This window comes from Negativicoccus succinicivorans, assembly GCF_018373335.1.
Lineage (GTDB): Bacteria > Bacillota > Negativicutes > Veillonellales > Negativicoccaceae > Negativicoccus > Negativicoccus succinicivorans_A.
This window is the reverse complement of sequence record NZ_JAHAHH010000001.1, coordinates 1-18,022: the sequence shown is the minus strand read 5'-3', so window position 1 is coordinate 18,022 and position 18,022 is coordinate 1. Positions and strand designations below refer to the sequence as shown.

General features: G+C 52.2%; 18 protein-coding genes. 15 read left to right on the top strand and 3 right to left on the bottom strand.

Annotated features, from left to right (window positions below):
* Position 1: 1 nt before the first annotated feature.
* The 3 genes from dnaN to brnQ all read right to left on the bottom strand — a co-directional run bounded on the left by dnaN (position 2) and on the right by brnQ (position 4,345).
* Entirely contained in the window at positions 2-1,111 is a 1,110-nt protein-coding gene (dnaN, locus tag KH813_RS00090) for a DNA polymerase III subunit beta (protein ID WP_303991661.1), read from the bottom strand.
* 230 nt (positions 1,112-1,341) lie between these two features.
* Entirely contained in the window at positions 1,342-2,814 is a 1,473-nt protein-coding gene (gene dnaA / locus KH813_RS00085) for a chromosomal replication initiator protein DnaA (RefSeq protein WP_303991658.1), read from the bottom strand.
* A 190-nt stretch (positions 2,815-3,004) separates the two neighbouring features.
* On the bottom strand, positions 3,005-4,345 hold the full coding sequence (gene brnQ, locus KH813_RS00080) for a branched-chain amino acid transport system II carrier protein (RefSeq protein ID WP_303991655.1): 1,341 nt from the start codon (positions 4,343-4,345) through the stop codon (positions 3,005-3,007).
* 220 nt (positions 4,346-4,565) lie between these two features.
* Here brnQ and rpmH point away from each other — a divergent pair, with 220 nt between their 5' ends.
* The 15 genes from rpmH to KH813_RS00005 form a co-directional block, all read left to right on the top strand.
* Positions 4,566-4,700 carry a 50S ribosomal protein L34 gene (gene rpmH, locus KH813_RS00075; protein WP_075939274.1) on the top strand — a complete coding sequence of 45 codons (135 nt, stop codon included), beginning with the start codon at positions 4,566-4,568 and terminating at the stop codon, positions 4,698-4,700.
* A 64-nt stretch (positions 4,701-4,764) separates the two neighbouring features.
* Positions 4,765-5,112, top strand: a complete 348-nt coding sequence (rnpA, locus tag KH813_RS00070; protein ID WP_075939273.1) for a ribonuclease P protein component — start codon at positions 4,765-4,767, stop codon at positions 5,110-5,112.
* Positions 5,106-5,363: a membrane protein insertion efficiency factor YidD gene (gene yidD / locus KH813_RS00065; protein WP_075939272.1), complete on the top strand. Its 258-nt coding sequence runs from the start codon at positions 5,106-5,108 to the stop codon at positions 5,361-5,363. Before rnpA ends, yidD begins: the two co-directional genes overlap by 7 nt.
* A 25-nt stretch (positions 5,364-5,388) precedes the next feature.
* Positions 5,389-6,033, top strand: coding sequence for a YidC/Oxa1 family membrane protein insertase (locus tag KH813_RS00060; protein WP_303991766.1), 645 nt, complete (start codon positions 5,389-5,391; stop codon positions 6,031-6,033).
* On the top strand, positions 6,030-6,962 hold the full coding sequence (gene jag / locus KH813_RS00055; protein ID WP_303991651.1) for an RNA-binding cell elongation regulator Jag/EloR: 933 nt from the start codon (positions 6,030-6,032) through the stop codon (positions 6,960-6,962). The genes KH813_RS00060 and jag overlap by 4 nt, the downstream gene beginning before the upstream one ends.
* A gap of 50 nt (positions 6,963-7,012) precedes the next feature.
* Positions 7,013-8,395: a tRNA uridine-5-carboxymethylaminomethyl(34) synthesis GTPase MnmE gene (mnmE, locus tag KH813_RS00050; RefSeq protein WP_303991648.1), complete on the top strand. Its 1,383-nt coding sequence runs from the start codon at positions 7,013-7,015 to the stop codon at positions 8,393-8,395.
* A gap of 10 nt (positions 8,396-8,405) precedes the next feature.
* Entirely contained in the window at positions 8,406-10,292 is a 1,887-nt protein-coding gene (gene mnmG / locus KH813_RS00045) for a tRNA uridine-5-carboxymethylaminomethyl(34) synthesis enzyme MnmG (RefSeq protein WP_303991645.1), read from the top strand.
* Positions 10,282-11,016, top strand: a complete 735-nt coding sequence (rsmG, locus tag KH813_RS00040; protein WP_303991642.1) for a 16S rRNA (guanine(527)-N(7))-methyltransferase RsmG — start codon at positions 10,282-10,284, stop codon at positions 11,014-11,016. The genes mnmG and rsmG overlap by 11 nt, the downstream gene beginning before the upstream one ends.
* A gap of 42 nt (positions 11,017-11,058) precedes the next feature.
* Positions 11,059-11,955, top strand: a complete 897-nt coding sequence (locus KH813_RS00035; RefSeq protein ID WP_303991639.1) for a PPK2 family polyphosphate kinase — start codon at positions 11,059-11,061, stop codon at positions 11,953-11,955.
* A gap of 124 nt (positions 11,956-12,079) precedes the next feature.
* On the top strand, positions 12,080-12,841 hold the full coding sequence (locus tag KH813_RS00030) for a ParA family protein (RefSeq protein WP_303991636.1): 762 nt from the start codon (positions 12,080-12,082) through the stop codon (positions 12,839-12,841).
* Complete coding sequence (locus tag KH813_RS00025; protein WP_303991633.1) at positions 12,834-13,697, top strand: ParB/RepB/Spo0J family partition protein; 864 nt, start codon at positions 12,834-12,836, stop codon at positions 13,695-13,697. Before KH813_RS00030 ends, KH813_RS00025 begins: the two co-directional genes overlap by 8 nt.
* Before the next feature lie 25 nt (positions 13,698-13,722).
* Complete coding sequence (locus KH813_RS00020; RefSeq protein WP_303991630.1) at positions 13,723-14,238, top strand: DUF4446 family protein; 516 nt, start codon at positions 13,723-13,725, stop codon at positions 14,236-14,238.
* Complete coding sequence (locus tag KH813_RS00015) at positions 14,235-15,125, top strand: M23 family metallopeptidase (RefSeq protein WP_303991629.1); 891 nt, start codon at positions 14,235-14,237, stop codon at positions 15,123-15,125. Before KH813_RS00020 ends, KH813_RS00015 begins: the two co-directional genes overlap by 4 nt.
* Positions 15,126-15,813: 688 nt before the next feature.
* Entirely contained in the window at positions 15,814-16,992 is a 1,179-nt protein-coding gene (locus KH813_RS00010; protein WP_303991628.1) for an ABC transporter substrate-binding protein, read from the top strand.
* Between the two features lie 32 nt (positions 16,993-17,024).
* On the top strand, positions 17,025-18,022 hold a 998-nt coding region (locus tag KH813_RS00005), incomplete at its 3' end, for an ABC transporter substrate-binding protein (protein ID WP_303991626.1).

Here is an 18,022-nt window from a genome sequence, read left to right as displayed (position 1 = left end):
CTTAATGTCCTCGCATCGGCGTGACCACATACCGGTAATCCGGATCGTTTTCCTGTTCCACAAGCATCGGTCCGTTTTGCAGGATGTGCAGGGTAATTTTATCGCCTGTCGAACGTTTTAAAATATCGAGCAAGTAGAAGCAGTTGAACACGATTTCCAATGCTTCCCCCTCATAGGCCACCGGTAATGTTTCTTCCGTGCTCCCCACTTCGGCGCTCGTCGCGCTGATTTCCACACTGTCGTTACCCCATTTTAAGGTAACAGTTTTATACGCCATGTTGCGCGAAATTAAGGCCGCTCGTTCCAACGCCGCGGTAAATTCGCGCCGATCGATAACCGCCTTCGCATCAAAACGCGCCGGGAACACGCGTTCATAATCCGGAAATTCGCCCGCGATCAGATTGGACACGAAATACACGCCCGCAAATTCGAACGCGACATAGTCGCGACGCCAGGAAATCGTCACATCGACCGGTTCATTCATCGGCAACAGACGCACGACATCGGCGAGCACGCGTTCGGGAATTACCAAACGCACCGGCTGCGCCAACGCATCCGCCAGCGCTACTTCACGCAATGCCAATCGGTGCGTATCGGTAGCGACCATGCGCGCCGCTTTCTCCCCCGCCTCCAACAAAATGCCGCTGAAAATCGGACGTTGGTTGTCGCCCGCGACAGCGAATTGCGTCAGACTGTACATATCGCGCAGCTGATCGCTAGGCAACGTAAATTGTTGGGGATTATCCAATTCATCCAAACGGGGAAATTCGCCGGCGACGCCGGTTACCATTTCATTTTCACTGCGTCCCGCGCGAATCAATAATGTGGATGCACCGGTCTGACTTTGGATTTCCACCGTACCCGCCGGCAGCTTTTTGATCAATTCCGGCAAATACGCGGCCAATACGACTGTTTCACCCGGTTCGGTGACGGTCGCCGGCGTGCGGACCCGTACACTGACCTGGTAATCCGTCGCCTGTATTTCCAACATATTGTCGGCAGCGCTCAATAAAATTCCCGCATACGCATTATTACCGACTTTCGGTGCGGCGGCGCGGCTGACTTGGTCCAATGCCGATTGTAAAGCTTGGGTGGGTAACGATAATTTCATGATGGCCTCCTTACGATGGCGATTTTTGATTGTTTACAGTTAAAAAATAGCAGTAGTAGTAGACGCGGTGGAAAAGTGGATAATGCGGGCAAAGCTTGTAAATGTTATTCGCATTGATGTGAATAAGTCGGTGGATAAAAGATAAAATTGCGCTCCTTATCCCTCATACCCGCCGATAAAGTGGATAACATCCGAAATTATCCACGTCATTTTCGCTCTTCATCCGCTGGTTATCCGCCGGTCAAAAATTGCCGGATCTGTTTTATCTCTTCCTGCAGCTTGATATTGGTTTGCAGTTCTTTATAAATTTTGTCGTAAGCGTGCATGACGGTCGTATGGTCATTTTTGTTAAAAGCCGCCGCGATTTCTTTAAAGGATAAATCCAACATGTCACGGCAGAGGAACATGGCGATTTGCCGCGGGAACACGATATTTTTCGGACGTGTTTTGCCGACGAGTTTATCACGGCGAATTTTATAAAAGCTCGCGACTTCGTTGATGATAATATCCGGATTCAAAATAATGCGGCGTTCGGCCGGCAGGATATCGGCCAGTTGCTGCTGCGCCCACTCGACCGTAATCGGTTCCGGCGATAATGACTGTAATGTGGCGATGCGATTAAACACGCCCCCCAGTTCCCGAAAGTCTTCGGTAAAATTTTCCGCGAGAAAGGATACGACTTCGGTCGGAATCGAAATGTCCGCCGCGGCCGCTTTTTTCTGTAAATAGGCGCTGCGGATTTCAAAGTCCGGCGGTTGAATTTCAACGACCAGACCCATGCGGAAACGCGAGATCAGTCGCTGCTCGACTTTTTCCATATTTTCCGGCAGCCGATCGCAGGTCATGACGATTTGTTTCTTACTGTTCAGCAGTTCATTAAACGTGTGGAAAAACTCCAATTGCGTACCGTCTTTTTTGCCGAAAAACTGCACGTCATCAATGAGCAGATAATCGACGGAACGATATTTTTCCCGAAAGGCGCGGTTATGCTCCACTCCTTTTTGCGTCAGCGCGGAAATGAAATCATTGGTAAAATCTTCACTCGTGAGAAATAAAAACTTCTTTTCCGGCGTGTGGGTGCGCACATAGTTGCAAATGGCGTGCATCAAGTGGGTCTTGCCGAGTCCTGAAGGTCCGTAGATGAATAACGGATTTTGGTACTGCGCCGGTTGTTGCGCGACGGCGAATGCCGCGCTGCGCGCCAACGTATTGGAATTGGAAACAATAAAATTGTCAAAGGTGCAGGCGGGGTCGATGGGAATCGAATGTTTGCCGAAGTTGTACTCACTTTCCGGCGCCGCGGGGATTTGTACTGCAGCGGCTGGTGGAGTGCTCGGCGAGGTTTCCTGCACGACGGTTTGTGTCGGTTTGGGAAGTACCGGCACCGGGGGTTCGGGCAATGTAAAAGTTTCCGTGGTGTTTGTCGACGGCAACGGCGGTATCGGTACGTCCGTCGCTTGGGGCAAGGTGATTTGCAATGTGAGCGGCCGCGCAGCCACTTCGTTGACAGTTGCCTGCAAATCGCTCAAGAGATTTTTTTCGAGCCAAATTTTTAAAAACGGTTTGCTTACTTGCGCCGTCAATGTGTCTTCCGTTAATGTCAGCGGCAAGACATGCGACATGAGCCAGTTCAACATCTCCGGGGAAATCCGTTCGCCCAGTCGGGCCAGTACGGTTTCCCAAAAATCAAAAATATCGGTCATAAAATTCTCCGTGAAAATGGTGGAAATAAAAGTGAAAGTATTGCAAAATAAGGGTTTAATGCTGTGGACAATGAGGATAAGTCAGTGGACAACTCCGTGTAAATGTGTCTTTATTCTAGCAGATATCCACCAATTTTAGAATAGCGCAAACAAAAACCGGACGGAAATTTTCCGACCGGTTTTTTATCGGTTAGACAGTTGTCGGTGTTTTTTTCACGAGCTTCACATAGCAGAGCGCCAGAATGAAACCGACGACCGCAAAAGATACCCAGCCCAAACCGTAACCGAATAACGGTAAATTCGTTGCCATCCAGTTCGTGAGAGCCGGCATTTCAAAACCTGCGGTGCGCAATCCGTCATAGAGCGCGGGAACCAATGTAAAGAGTTGCGTAATGAGGTAACCCGCCTGGCGATTGTCAAAAAGCGGTGCCAAAAACGTCAGCGCCATCATCACCATCGTCAAGGGATACAGGAACATCAGCACCGGAATCGCGGCGGAAATGATCGTCGACAAACCGAACATGCCGATTACCGCGGAAAATAAGGAGAAGATGCATACCCACGCGCGATAAGAAAGCGCCGGAACCAATTCGTTGAAGTAGGTGGAGCAGGAGGTAATCAAACCGATGCTTGTCGTCAAACACGCCAGGACGACAATGACGGCCAAAATGAATGCGCCCGGATCGCCAAAGTAAAACTGCGTCGAAAGCGAGAGAACCGGCGCGCCCGTTTCCTGCATGCCGATGCCGGTGACGCTGGTCGCGCCGATGTTGCCGATAAAGACATAGACAACGCCCAGGCAGATCGCGGCAATCAAGCCGGATTTAAACGTAGCCGCCGCGATATCACGCTCAAATTCCGCGCCGTACTGTTTGACGGATTTGACGATGATGATGCCGAAGACCAAGGACGCCAACGCATCCATCGTGTTGTAACCGTCCAGGAAGCCCTGCGCAAACGCCAGACCGGAAGTAGCGTATGTCGGCGTCGGAGCTTGCATCGGTCCGATCGGTGAGAGAAGGGATTTTACGATCAGTATGCCGAGAAATAAAAGTAAGAGCGGCGTCAATACTTTACCGATACGCGAAACGAGCTTGGCCGGCGAAATGGAAAACCACCACGAAAGGCCGAAGAACACGGCGAGAAAAATCGATAACTCCAAGTTGCCGGCGCCGGCGCCCAAAAACGGTTTGATGCCGATTTCATACGACACCGTTCCCGTACGCGGGATGGCGAAAAACGGTCCGATTGTCAGGTACAATAAAATGGTAAATAAAAGACCGAAGACGGGATGGACACGCGATGCGAGATCCTGCAGGTCGCGACTGCCGGAGTAGCCGATGGCCATAACGCCCAACAAAGGCAGACCGACGCCGGTGACTAAAAAGCCCAGAATCGCTTCCGGAAAATTCAAGCCGGCATGTTGTCCCAGAGAGGCCGGGAAAATCAAGTTTCCCGCTCCGAAAAATAATGCAAATAACATGAGGCCTATGGATACATAGGCAGAGCGAGAAATGGTCTGTCCTCGCATTTTCATCACCCCTTAATAGATATTTCACTAATTATAGCACAGGCGGACAACACTTCAAGTAAAAAATGAAAATTTTGGCAAAAATTTTTCATATATATTAAGTACCGAATAATTCTTTGCGCAATGACAAGCCTTTTGATTGACAGCGACAAACTTTTTCAATATAATTACTTTGTTATGGTATGAACTGATTCACCTAATGCTAGAAGGAGGTGCAGACATGAAACGGACGTATCAACCGAGTGTGCTTTGGCGCAAACGTACCCACGGTTTTCGGGAACGCATGAAAACTAAAGGCGGCCGCATGGTCTTGAAAAGAAGAAGATTGAAAGGCAGAAAAAAATTATCCGCCTAAGCGAGAGGCGATACAAAGAACTTGGCCTCGGCCAAGTTCTTTGTGTACATAAGGGACGGTTGTCATGCACGAATTGAAAAAAGGGGATCGAATTACGCAGGGCCATGAGTACCGGCGTGTCTACCAACACGGTCGTGCCGTGATTGCCAATCGTCTGGTACTGTATGTGCTGCCGCGACAGGGCGAACCCACACGGGTCGGCTTTGTCACCGGCAAAAAGGTAGGAAATGCGGTCGCGCGAAATCGTGCGCGCCGTTTGCTTCGCGAAGCGTATCGCCTGCATCGGCCGCAGCTGAAACCGGGCTATCACCTGGTTCTGGTGGGACGTAAGCGGTTGGCGCAAGCGTCATATGCGGAAGCGGAGCGGGATTTATTATATGTGCTCAGAAGGGCGAAACTTTTGCAATGCTGACGCGTATTTTAATCGGTATGATCGACTTTTACCGTCGCTTTCTTTCACCGTTGAAACCGCCGACATGTCGTTTTTATCCGACGTGCAGCAGTTATGCCCGCGAAGCGATTATACGCTTCGGACCCCTGCAGGGAAGTTGGCTGGCGTTGCGACGCCTGCTGAAGTGTCATCCCTTGCATTCGGGGGGCTATGATCCTGTACCGCCTGCCCGCGCATCCTTAAAGGAGGAACCGAGTGAGTATATTCAGTGATGCCATTGATTTTTTAGCGTCAATCATGCAGCATTTCTTGTCGTTTTGCTACCAATTGACGCAGATGGCGGGATTCCCGAGTTACGGGATCGCAATTATTGTAATGACGATTCTGATTCGCGTGTTGCTTTTGCCGCTGGCGATTAAGCAGATCCGCTCGATGAAGAGCATGCAGGAAATGCAGCCGCGCCTTCAGGAGATTCAAAAGAAATATAAAGGGGATCCGCAACGGATTCAAATGGAAATGACGAAGATGTATCAGGAGATGGGTGTCAATCCGCTGTCGGGCTGCTTGCCGATGCTGATTCAGATGCCGTTTCTGATTTCGATTTTCTACGCGTTGCGCAGTTACCAATACGATCCCGAATATATCAGCTTCTTATGGCTGCCGAGCCTGGGCGCGACCGATCCGTTCTATATTTTACCTGTTTTGTCCGCGCTGTCGACGTTCATCATGCAAAAGCAAACGATGAGCAGCAACAATCCGGCGGGTTCTATGGCGGCGCAGCAGCAAAAAATCATGCTGGTCTTTATGCCGCTTTTCATCGGCTACATCAGCTTAAGTTTTCCGAGCGGTCTGGTTATTTATTGGGTAGTTTCCAACTTATTCCAGATGGCGCAACAGTTTATCATGTTTCGTGAAAAGCCGAAGGGAGCAGGTGCCAAATGAGCCATCCAATCGAATTTACGGGCAAAACCGTGGAAGACGCTACCGCGAAAGCATTAGCAGAGCTGAAAGTCACGCGCGGTGAAGTAAATGTAGACGTTCTGTCGGAAGGGTCAAAGGGTATCTTCGGTATCGGCGCGAAAGATGCGCGGATTCTGGTCACCAAATTGTATGGTAGTCTGACGGAATCGGAAGTCGATGAAGAGACCGCGAAAGCGGATTATATTGTGCCGCGCGAAGAATTGACGGAAGCTTCGAAGCGCCAGGCCAAAATGTCCGCAGGTCTTGAAAACGCCACCGGTATCGAAGTGCAAAACGAAGAGCCGGTCATCGAAACACCGGCGACCGTTGTTGAACAGGAGACCCAAGCGGCGGAAGAAACGCTGCGTCCGGAGGCGGAAGCGGCAGCCACGGCGCATGTAGCGGATAACGACGCGGTGGCGAATACTCGTTCCCAAAGCGCATTTTCGGCGGAAGAACAGGCGGAAACGGCGCAGCGCGCTAAAGCCTTTTTGCAATCCGTCACCGATGCGATGGGACTCGATGTGATGATTGAAAAGCGAATGACTGCGGAACGCATTTTATTGCAATTACACGGTCGCGGGTTAGGCGTTTTGATCGGTAAGCACGGCAAGACGTTGGACTCGTTGCAGTACCTGACCAATTTAGCGGCCAATCAGAGCGGTCGCGGTCGGTATTTCGTCATGCTCGACGTAGAAGATTACCGCGAACGTCGGCAAGCGACGCTGGAATCGCTGGCGATCCGCCTGGCGAATCGCGTCAAACGCAGCCAACGCCCCTTGGTGTTGGAGCCGATGAATGCGTACGAACGCAAAATTATTCATCTGACATTGCAGGACGATCCGGACGTCTACACGAAGAGTGAAGGCGAACTGGACAATCGCCACTTGGTGATTCACTACAAGCAGTAAACGCATTACAGACCGGGGCGATCCCGGTCTTTCTTTTTCTGAGGAGAATTATGTATAACGAAGATACCATTGCCGCGATCGCAACGCCGTTCGGCACGGGCGGAATCGGTATTATCCGAATCAGCGGGCCGGATGCGCTCGCGCTCGCCGCGCGCGTTTTTCGGCCGTACACGCCGCTCGACTGGAGTCAGGCGCGCGGGTTTCGGGCGCATTACGGTCACATTGTAGCGAACGGGCAAACGATGGACGAAGGCATTTTGCTCGTCATGCGCGCGCCGCGTTCGTATACGGGTGAAGATGTCGTGGAATTGCAACTGCACGGCGGGATGCTGGTGTTGCAGCGCAGCTTGCAGCTCTGTCTCCAAGCGGGCGCGCGCTTGGCGGAGCGCGGTGAATTTACCGAACGCGCCTTTTTGAACGGGCGTATTGATTTGACGCAGGCGGAAGCGGTGGATGATATTATTACCGCGAAAAGCGAAGTCGGCTTAGGCGTGGCGGTCGGTCAACTGACGGGTAAGCTTTCCCGCTGGGTGGAAGCGACGGGCGCGGCGGTGACAGAGCTCGTGGCCTCACTGGAAGCGGTGATCGATTATCCCGAAGAGGATTTGGCGGAGCTGACGCCGGCGGAAATCGATACGAAGCTGACCGCGATCATTACCGAATTGGAAACGATGATCGCCCGCGCGGCGGCGGGAAAAGTTTGGAAAGAGGGCTTAAAAACCGTTATCGCGGGCTTGCCCAATGCGGGCAAATCGAGCCTTTTGAATCAATTGCTGGCGGAAGAGCGCGCGATTGTAACGGATATTCCCGGGACGACACGCGACACGATTACGGAATCGGCGCTGATTCACGGTATTCCGCTGGTGCTTGTGGACACCGCGGGTATTCGTGAAGCGAGCGATCAAATCGAGCAAATGGGAATTGCGCGCACGCACCGCGAACTCGCGCAGGCGGATTTGATTCTCGCCGTGCTGGATGCATCGCAGCCACTGACGGCGGAAACGCGCGCGTGGCTTGCGACCTTGCAAAATAAAGCGGCGATTTTACTGTTGAACAAAACGGATTTGCCCTTGCAGGCGGATCTTGCCGAGGTGGAGACGCTCACCGGCGGCATCCCGCAGGTAGCGATCGCGGCGCGCACGGGCACCGGTATGGACGAACTTGGCAACGCGTTGGCGACCTATGTCGAGCAACACCGGCTGCAAGCCGGCGCGGACAGCGTTCTTTTGACGAATGTACGTCAGGAGGATTTGGCGCGTCGAGCGCTCGACGCATTGCGTTCCGCGCAGCAGGGTTTGCATGAAGGCTTGATGGAAGATCTGATTACGGAAGATTTACGGGCGGCTTGGGACGCGTTGGGCGCGATTGTCGGGCGAAATCCCGAGGCAAGTATTACCGATGAGATTTTCCGACGTTTTTGCGTCGGTAAGTAAGGGGAAGAGCATGTACGAAGTAGCAAGTTACGATGTGATCGTGATCGGCGCGGGCCATGCGGGCTGTGAGGCGGGACTCGCCGCGGCGCGTCTGGGAGCGCGTACTTTGCTGTGCACGATCAGTTTGGAAAATATCGCAATGATGCCGTGCAATCCGGCGATCGGCGGTCCGGGCAAGAGCCAGCTCGTGCGGGAATTGGACGCGTTGGGCGGACAAATGGGGATTGTCGCCGATGAAACGGCGATTCAGATGCGCATGCTGAATCGCGGCAAAGGTCCGGCCGTCCACGCATTGCGCGCGCAAAATGATAAAAACGCATACCATCGCCGCATGAAACAGATCGTTGAAAACGAACCGCGCCTGGACGTCAAGCAATTGATGGTAACCGATCTTTTGGTAGAGGACGGTCGCGTAACCGGCATTAAAACGGAGTTGGATGAAGCGTATCGCGCAAAAGCGGTTGTATTGGCGACAGGAACGTATTTACAAGGTGAAATTCTGATCGGTACGCATAAGTACAGCGGCGGTCCGAACGGCTACCGCGCGAGTTTGAAGCTTGCCGATTCATTGCGGGCGCATGGCGTCGAACTGCGTCGTTTCAAAACGGGCACACCGAGTCGCGTCGATTTGCGCACGCTGTCGCTTGAGCGCATGGAACGGCAGGACGGCGACAAGGATTTCCATACATTTTCCTTTTTATCCGAACGCAAAGACCGCAACGCGACTTGTTGTTGGCTGACCTATACCAACGCGGAAACGCATGCGATCATTCGCGCCAACTTAGATCGAGCTCCTTTATACGCGGGGCTGGTGCACGGCGTCGGCGCGCGCTATTGTCCTTCGATTGAAGATAAAGTGGTGCGCTTCGCGGATAAAGAGCGGCACCAACTCTTCATCGAGCCGGAAGGTTTGGAAACCAACGAAATGTATGTCCAGGGCATGTCGACATCCTTGCCGATGGACGTGCAGTATGCTTTTTTGCGCACGATCCCCGGCTTGGAGCATGTCGAAATCATGCGTCCGGCGTACGCGATTGAATATGAATGTCTGGACCCGTTGCAGCTGACGGCGGGTTTGCGTTATAAAAAATGCGACGGACTTTTTTCCGCCGGACAGGCGAACGGAACCTCGGGTTATGAAGAAGCCGCGGCGCAGGGTTTCATCGCCGGCGTTAACGCGGCGCATTACGTGCTCGGTAAAGAACCGTTTACGCTGACGCGCGCGCAAGCCTACATCGGCACGCTGATTGACGACTTGGTGACGAAAGGCACGAATGAACCGTATCGCATGATGACGAGCCGCAGTGAATATCGTCTGCTATTGCGTCAGGACAATGCGGATTTGCGTTTGACGCCGTTCGGGCGTACACTCGGTTTAGTAAGTGACGCGCGTTGGGCGCGGTATGAAGCGAAACGCGCCGCGGTGGAAGAAGGGCATCAAAAATTGCAGGCGACGATGCTCACGCCGACGCCGGAAACGAATGCCTATCTCACGAGCTTGGGAAGCGCCGCGTTGAAAACCGGCACAACCGCCGCGCAACTATTGCGGCGACCCGAGCTTTCGTATATGGATATCGCGCGTTTACTCGGCTGGGACGATCCGGGCATCGATGTGCGGGAAGAATTGTCGGTTTCGACCAAGTACGAAGGGTATATTACGAAGCAACAGGAACGCATTCGCCGCCAACAGAAAATGGAAACAACGCAACTCGCGGATGATTTGCCGTATGATACGTTGCGCGGCATTTCGATCGAAGCGCGGCAAAAGTTGCAGCAGATTAAACCGGCCACATTAGGTCAGGCCTCGCGCGTTTCCGGCGTTTCGCCGGCGGATATTACCGTATTGATGATTTATTTGGAGCAAAAACGGCGACAGGGAGTCGATCATGATGCCTGAAACGACAACGCTCAGCCCGGAACAAATAACAGCGGCGGCAACGTCGCTGGGGATCGCATTGACGCCGGAGCAAAGTCAGGCGTATGCGGCGTATTATACTGCGGTAATCGAGCAAAATCGGGTGATGAATTTGACATCGATCACCGAGCCGCAGGAATTTTTGGCGAAGCATTATATTGATTCGTGGCTGGGCTATGATCCCGCGTATTTTCCGGCGCGTTCGCGCGCGCTTGATCTCGGTACGGGCGGCGGTTTTCCCGGTATCCCGCTGGCGATTCTTACACCGAATGTCGAATGGACATTGCTCGACTCCGTCGGTAAAAAATTACGTTTTGTCGCTGACGCCGCGCAAACAATCGGCCTTACGAATGTACAGATTCTCCATGAGCGCGCCGAATTTGCCGGGCAGGCGAAGGAATATCGCGAACAGTTTGCGGTGGTGACATCGCGCGCGGTAGCCGATTTGCGCGTGCTCTGCGAGTGGGCGTTGCCTTTTGTCGCTCGAGGCGGTTATTTTCTGGCCTGGAAAGGACCGAAGGGCGCGGAGGAAGCGAGCGCTGCGCAACGCGCTATTCGGGAACTCGGGGGTCAGTTGTGCGAAGTGCGCAAATTGCATCGCGGCGAATGGTTTGATGAGCGGGTGCTCTGCATTATTCAAAAAGTGCAGGCGACGCCGAAGCGTTTTCCGCGCGCGCCAGGCAAAGCGGTGAAACAACCTTTATAATGTAAGTGACAATGATTGCGATCAGAGTGAGGAGGAAGACCCATGGACGCCAAACGGTATCTCGTGCATCACAAAGACAAGTTGGATTTTAAAAATATTCCGACAGCCCCACCGAAAGAAGCGGATAAACAGACGGTGAAAGAAGAATTGTTTCCGGAAGTTCTGGAAGAGCTGAAGGTTTATCAGGAACGACTTTATGCCGAAAATAAGCATGGCATTGTCGTCGTTTTGCAAGCGATGGATGCGGCGGGTAAAGACGGTCTCATCAAGCATGTCTACACCGTTCTCAATCCGCAAGGCGTACGTGTCGCCACCTTTAAGCAACCGTCGAGTGAAGAGTTGGATCGCGACTACCTCTGGCGCGTCAATCGGGCCTTGCCGCGGCGTGGCGAAATCGGCATTTTCAACCGCTCTCATTATGAAGACGTCATCGTTACGCGCGTGCATAATTTATTGAAAGATCAGAACTTTCCGGGCAACGATGTCGAAATCGACAAGGAATTTTGGCAGGAACGCTTCCGCCAAATCAATGATTGGGAGCGCTACTTGCATGAAAACGGCTACTTTATGCTGAAATTTTTCTTGCACGTTTCTAAAGACGAGCAGGCGGAGCGGCTGATTGATCGGATCAAACGACCGGAAAAGAACTGGAAGTTTTCCATGGCCGATATCAATGAACGCAAGTATTGGAACAATTACCAGCATGTGTACGCGGACATGATTCAGGCTACGTCGACGAAGTACGCTCCCTGGTATATACTGCCGGCGGATAAAAAATGGTACACGCGTTACTTGGCGGCGCAGGCGACCTTGCAGCTGTTGAAACAATTGGATCCGCAATTTCCGGCACTATCCGGAGCGGAAAAGGAACATTTGGAGCACTGGCAAAAAGTCCTGGCGAAAGACAAAAACATGACCTTGGAAGATTTATTCGGATAAAAAGAGACCGTCTGCGGACGGTCTCTTTTTATGCGGGCGGAAGAAAAAACAAATCGACTTTTGACAAAGCGCTGTCGATCAGTGTGATATACTATAAAGTACGAATAGAAATGGAGGTGCCACGGTGGGTAAAATTATTGCCATCATGAATCAGAAAGGCGGCGTAGGCAAAACGACGACCGCCGTAAACCTGGCGGCCTGCCTGGCGGAAGCGGGTCAAGCCGTACTGTTAGTGGATATGGACGCGCAGGGAAATGCGACCAGCGGTCTGGGGATCGACAAAGACCGAATCGAGAGTTCCGGTTATGAAGTGCTGATCGAAGGAGCATCCGCCAAAAAAGCATGCGTGAAAACCGCCGTGGAGGGTTTATCCGTTTTGCCCGCGACGATTGCGTTGGCGGGTGCGGAAGTCGAATTGGTCAACATGGTTTCACGTGAAACAAAATTGCGTGACGCCTTAGGTAAATTAAAAAAGAAATTCGACTATATCTTAATCGACTGCCCGCCATCCTTGGGCCTTTTAACGGTGAACGCGTTGGTCGCGGCGGGATCGGTGTTGGTGCCCGTTCAGTGCGAATACTACGCATTGGAAGGAGTGGCGCAGCTTTTGCAGACGATCCGTTCGGTTTCGGGCAACTGGAACCCGGGCCTGCATTTGGAAGGCGTTGTGTTGACGATGTTTGACGGCCGCACTAATTTGTCTTTGCAGGTGGCCGATGAAGTCAAAAAACATTTCGGCGAAAAAGTCTACCGCACGCTGATTCCGCGCAATGTGCGATTAAGCGAAGCGCCGAGCTACGGCGAGCCGATTATTCTTTATGACGATAAATCCAAAGGCGCGGAAGTGTATCGCGAATTGGCGCAGGAGGTGTTACGGCGTGGCTAAAAAAGGCATGAATCCGGGCCGCGGTCTGGATTCGTTGCTTCCTAGTAGCGAATCGGCGGTGCAGGAAGTTCCTCTGACGGACATTGCTCCTAATCCGCAGCAGCCTCGGCAGGAGTTTGCCGAAAATGAACTGAATGACTTGGCCGCGTCGATCAAAGAGTACGGCATTATTCAGCCGCTCATTGTGATGAAGGTCGATGACGGCTACCAATTGGTCGCGGGGGAACGGCGTTTGCGCGCCGCTAAAATTGCCAAGCTTAGCACCGTGCCGGTAGTCATTCGTGATTACGACGATGCCGCGCTGGCCGCGGTCGCGTTAATCGAAAACTTGCAACGGGAAGACTTAAATCCGATTGAAGAAGCGGCGGCGTACTATCGTTTGCGTGATGAATTTTCTCTGACGCAGGCGCAGATTGCGACTAAAGTCGGCCGCAGCCGCCCGTATATTACCAATATGATGCGGCTTCTCCAATTGCCGGATTTTGTACGGGAACTGTTGGCGCGTCGCGATCTCACCGTCGGGCAGGTGCGACCTTTACTGACGGTAGAAGATCCGGATGCGCAGGTGCGTTGGGCGCAAAAAATTGTCGCGGAAGGTTTAAGTGCGCGCCGGGTAGAAGCGTTGCTTGCCGAAACCAAAACGCCGGCTCGGAAATCGCTGAAGCAGAAAAAAACGAAAAAATCGGATGCAAACGTCGAGGCTTATCTCCATGCGGAAAGTGAGGAGCTGACCTTATTGCTCGGAACGAAAGTAACTATTACCGCGCAGGGCAGCGGCAGCAAGACGCATGGTGAAATTCGCATTCCGTATGCGAATTGGGATGAACTGGAGCGGCTTTTGGCGTTACTGAAATAATGTTTCACGTGAAACAGGAGGAAGTATGGCTTGGTTGACGGAGACGACGGGTACGATTATGCTCGGCGTATTAATTGCTCTGCTCGTTATAGTATTAGCTTATGTACTCGTTTTATATACGCAAATGCGTCAATTACGACAAAAATATAATCTTTTCATGCGCGGCGAAGACGGTAACACTCTGGAACGTAAACTTGCGACCGAAGTGCGCGAATTGCGTGAACTGGGCGCATCCATCAGCGCGATGGGCGCGGCGCAGGAAAATCTTTCTCGGGTGCAACATGCCGCATTACAACAAATCGGTTTTGTTCAGTACAATGCTTTTGCCGCCAACGGTCAGCAGGACAGCTTTTCACTGACCATGCTTGACGGCCGGGGTAACGGGGTCACGGTGTCCGCGATCAGCGGCTCGGAAGAAACGCGAGTATATGCGAAGGAAGTTCGCGCCGGACGCTATTTATCCCGTCCCAGCAGAGAAGAAGAAGACAGCTTGGCACGTGCGCTTGAACAGGGCGGCGGTCCGGAGAAAGGAACGGCATGAAGTCATTCCAAACGTCCGACACCGTCACGTTGACCATGCGCAAAAAATGGTTTTACACTTTGGTAGCAGTGGAAATCATTGTGTTGCTTGCCGCGTTAACGATGATCGGTTGGGGCTATTACCAACATTGGGAAGTGGATCGTTTGCGCGAGGAAAATCAGTTGCATCAGCGGCAGGTGGAAATCGCGAACCAAAAACTGACGGAGCTGCAAACCAAAATGCAGCGTCTGGATGCGCTGGATGCGGAAGTGCGGCAGATGATTCAAGGCTCGCAGTCGGGAGCCGCGCCGCAAGGTGGTGGCGGCACCGTAGCGCGCGAGCCGGCAGTGGTGCAGGCGTTAACGCCGGGAGCGCTGTTGGAACGTATCACCGCGCTTTCCACGCGCGCCGACCAACGTCTGAACTCGCTTGTGCTGTTGCGGCAATCGTTGGCGGAAGGAATTGATCTTACGCCGGCATATCAGCCCGTATTGAACGACGGCGCGACCGGCGATACGCCCTCGATCTGGCCGGCGCGGGGATATGTTTCCAGCAGTTTCGGCTGGCGAAACGATCCCTTCGGTGACGGCATCGGATTTCATGAAGGGGTAGATATCGCCGGCGATTACGGCTCTCCGATACAGGCCACCGCGAACGGGACCGTCACCGCGGCGGGTTGGGCCGGCGGCTACGGTTATATGGTGGAAGTTACGCATCCGGGCGGCATCGTCACGCGTTACGGGCATAACTCGCTGATTATCGCCGAAGTCGGCGATAAGGTGCAAACGGGCACCGTCATATCCTTCATGGGAAGTACCGGGCGCAGCACCGGCAGTCACGTTCATTACGAAGTACGTGTTAACGGCGTGCCGGTTGATCCGATGTTGTTTTTACCGACAAAAAAGTAAAGACCGCTTTGCGGTCTTTTTTATTGCTCAAAATACGGTGGGAAAATTTTTCCGTTTTTATTTCCGGTCGGCAAAATTTTTTTGAAATGGTATCCGTGTAAATTTTATTAAAAGCCGTTAGACTTTGAGAAAAATAAAAATTTTATAGCACGCGCAAAATGAACGATTCAAAATTTCCGTGAAATGACAAATGACTGCAAAAACGAAAGGCAAAATAAGGAAAGAAAATAAAAATTGAATAGCAGAAGATACAAAATAGACAAAAAAGGCAAATTGGTACAAATTTTGCGCATTTTACGGCAGCGATGTGAAACCGTATATCGCTGAAAGAAGTGGCGGCAAAAAGGAGAGCGTTTTTTTCGAGATGGCATTGATGCCGGAAAAAGCGTACACGAAAAATCCAATAGGCTATGCTAATTTTAAAATCGTATACACGATATTGCGATGAGAGCAAGTCGTTTTTGTATTTCTTTTTTACATCGTTTTTGGGGAAGAGGTCATGATTTCCCTACGGGCGGGAGTTTTGCAAAAGACGACAAAAAGCGGCATTGTTTTTGTGTATACAAAATACTGAAACCCTGCAAAATGCTTGTAAATTAGGTGTTGACCGAGATATTTACGGATAATATAATAAATCGCATAAGAAGTATACCTTTTTATCATGATAAGGAAAGGTAGGGGGATGTCCATGCAAACAAAGTGGCGGGCGCTGATTATCAGCGCGCTCGTCGGTACGATTGCGTTGGTCGGTATGACCGGCTGTCAGCCGAATCGCAGTCCGAATAATACTCATTTACTGACGATCGGCAGCAATCTGGAAATGACCGGCTCGAACGCCAGCTTCGGCACATCGACGGTCAATGCCATGCAAATGGCGATCGACGAAGTGAACAGCGCGGACGGAATTCTCGGCAAGCAAATTCAGCTGATCGCGCTCGATAACCGCAGCGATGTCGCCGGCTCGAGTGATGCGATGTTTAAGCTGGTGGACGCGGGTGTGGTCGGCATCATCGGTCCGGATACCAGTTCGAACGTGATTGCGGTGGCGCCGATGGTAGCGGAAAATAAAATTCCGCTGATCAGTCCGAAGGCGACGCATCCGGCGGTTACGATCGATCCGGCGACCGGCAAGGTGCGGGATTATGTGTTCCGAGCGACTTTCATTGACTCCTACCAGGGACGCATCGCCGCCGAGTTCGCTTACGGCGACTTGGGAGCGCGAAAAGCGGCAATTCTGGTCGATAATGCGAGTGAATATGCGATCGGCTTGGCGAATTTCTTTACCAAGAGCTTTACGGCCGCCGGCGGCTCGGTCATCGCCAAAGAAGCGTACCTGCAAAAAGATGTGGATTTTAAAGTCACGTTGACGAAGTTGAAAGCACAACACCCGGACGTTTTGTTCGTGCCGGGCTACTACCAGGAAGTGGGCATGATTGTTCGGCAGGCACGTGAGATTGGCTGGAATGTGCCGATCGTCGGTGGTGACGGTTGGGATTCGGATAAACTCGTGGAAATTGCGGGCGCTAAAAATCTGAACCATACCTACTACACCAACCATTACTCGCCAAATGATACGGATCCGGTGTTGCAACAGTTTATCACACGGTATGAACGTCGTTTCGGATACAAACCGGATTCCTACGCGGTGCTCGGGTACGATGCGACACGACTCTTGCTCGAAGCCATCCGGCGGGCGCAGTCGACTGATCCGCATAAGATTCAACAGGAACTGACGAAGATGCAGGATTTCAAAGCCATCAGCGGTAAGATTTCCATCGACGCCGATCACAATACCGTTTCGAGCGGTGTGGTCATTCAGCTGGTAAACGGCGAACGACGTTTCCTGAAACGTATTCAGTTGAGTTAATAGTAAAAGTATAAAAACAAGGGGGTAAGAACATGAAACAATGGCAAAAGAAAGTAGCGGCAGCGGCGATGGCAATGGCGACGATCGGATTGCTCGCGGGTTGCGGCGGCGGTGACAAAAAAGCGGCGGCCGATACGATTAAAATCGGCGCGAACTTGGAAATGACCGGTAACCAGGCGTCCTTCGGTCAAAGCTCCGCGAACGCGATTAAGCTGGCGGTAGATGAAATCAACAAAAAAGGCGGCCTCATGGGTAAGCAGGTCAGTCTGCAAGTCGGCGACAACCGCTCGGAAGCGGCTGAAGCCACGACGCAGATGCAAAAATTGATTGATGACGGCGCGATCGCCACGATTGCTCCGGATACCAGCTCGAACGCGATTGCGGCGTCCGCGATCAATTCCTCCGCGAAAGTTCTCGGGATCAGCCCGACGGGTTCGAATCCGCGTGTGACCTGGGATGACAAAGCGAATAAAGTGCGCGATTTCATGTTCCGCTCCACCTTTGTCGATTCGTTCCAGGGCAAAGTTATGACGAGCTTTGCGTTGAAACAGCTGAACGCACAAAAAGTAGCGATCCTTGTCGATAACTCGAGCGATTACTCCAAGGGATTGGCCAAATTCTTCGAGGAAGCGTTCACGGCGGCCGGCGGCACGGTTACCGGTACCGAAGGTTTCCTGCAGAAAGATACCGATTTCAAAGCGACGCTGACGAAAATCATCGCCAGCGATCCGGATGCGATTTTTGTACCGGCGTACTACCAGGAAGTCGGCCTGATCATTAAGCAGGCGCGTGAAATGGGTTACACGAAACCGATTTTGGGTTCGGACGGTTGGGACAGCGCGAAGTTGGCGGAAATCGCCGGCGCGCAAAACCTGAATAATACGTATTTCAGCAACCACTATGCCGTGGATGAAAACAATAAAAAGGCGATGGATTTTGTGGCGGCCTATGAAAAAGCCTACGGTGTGAAACCGGATGCGTACGCGGCGCTCGCTTACGATGCGATGTACATGATCGCGGATGCGATTAC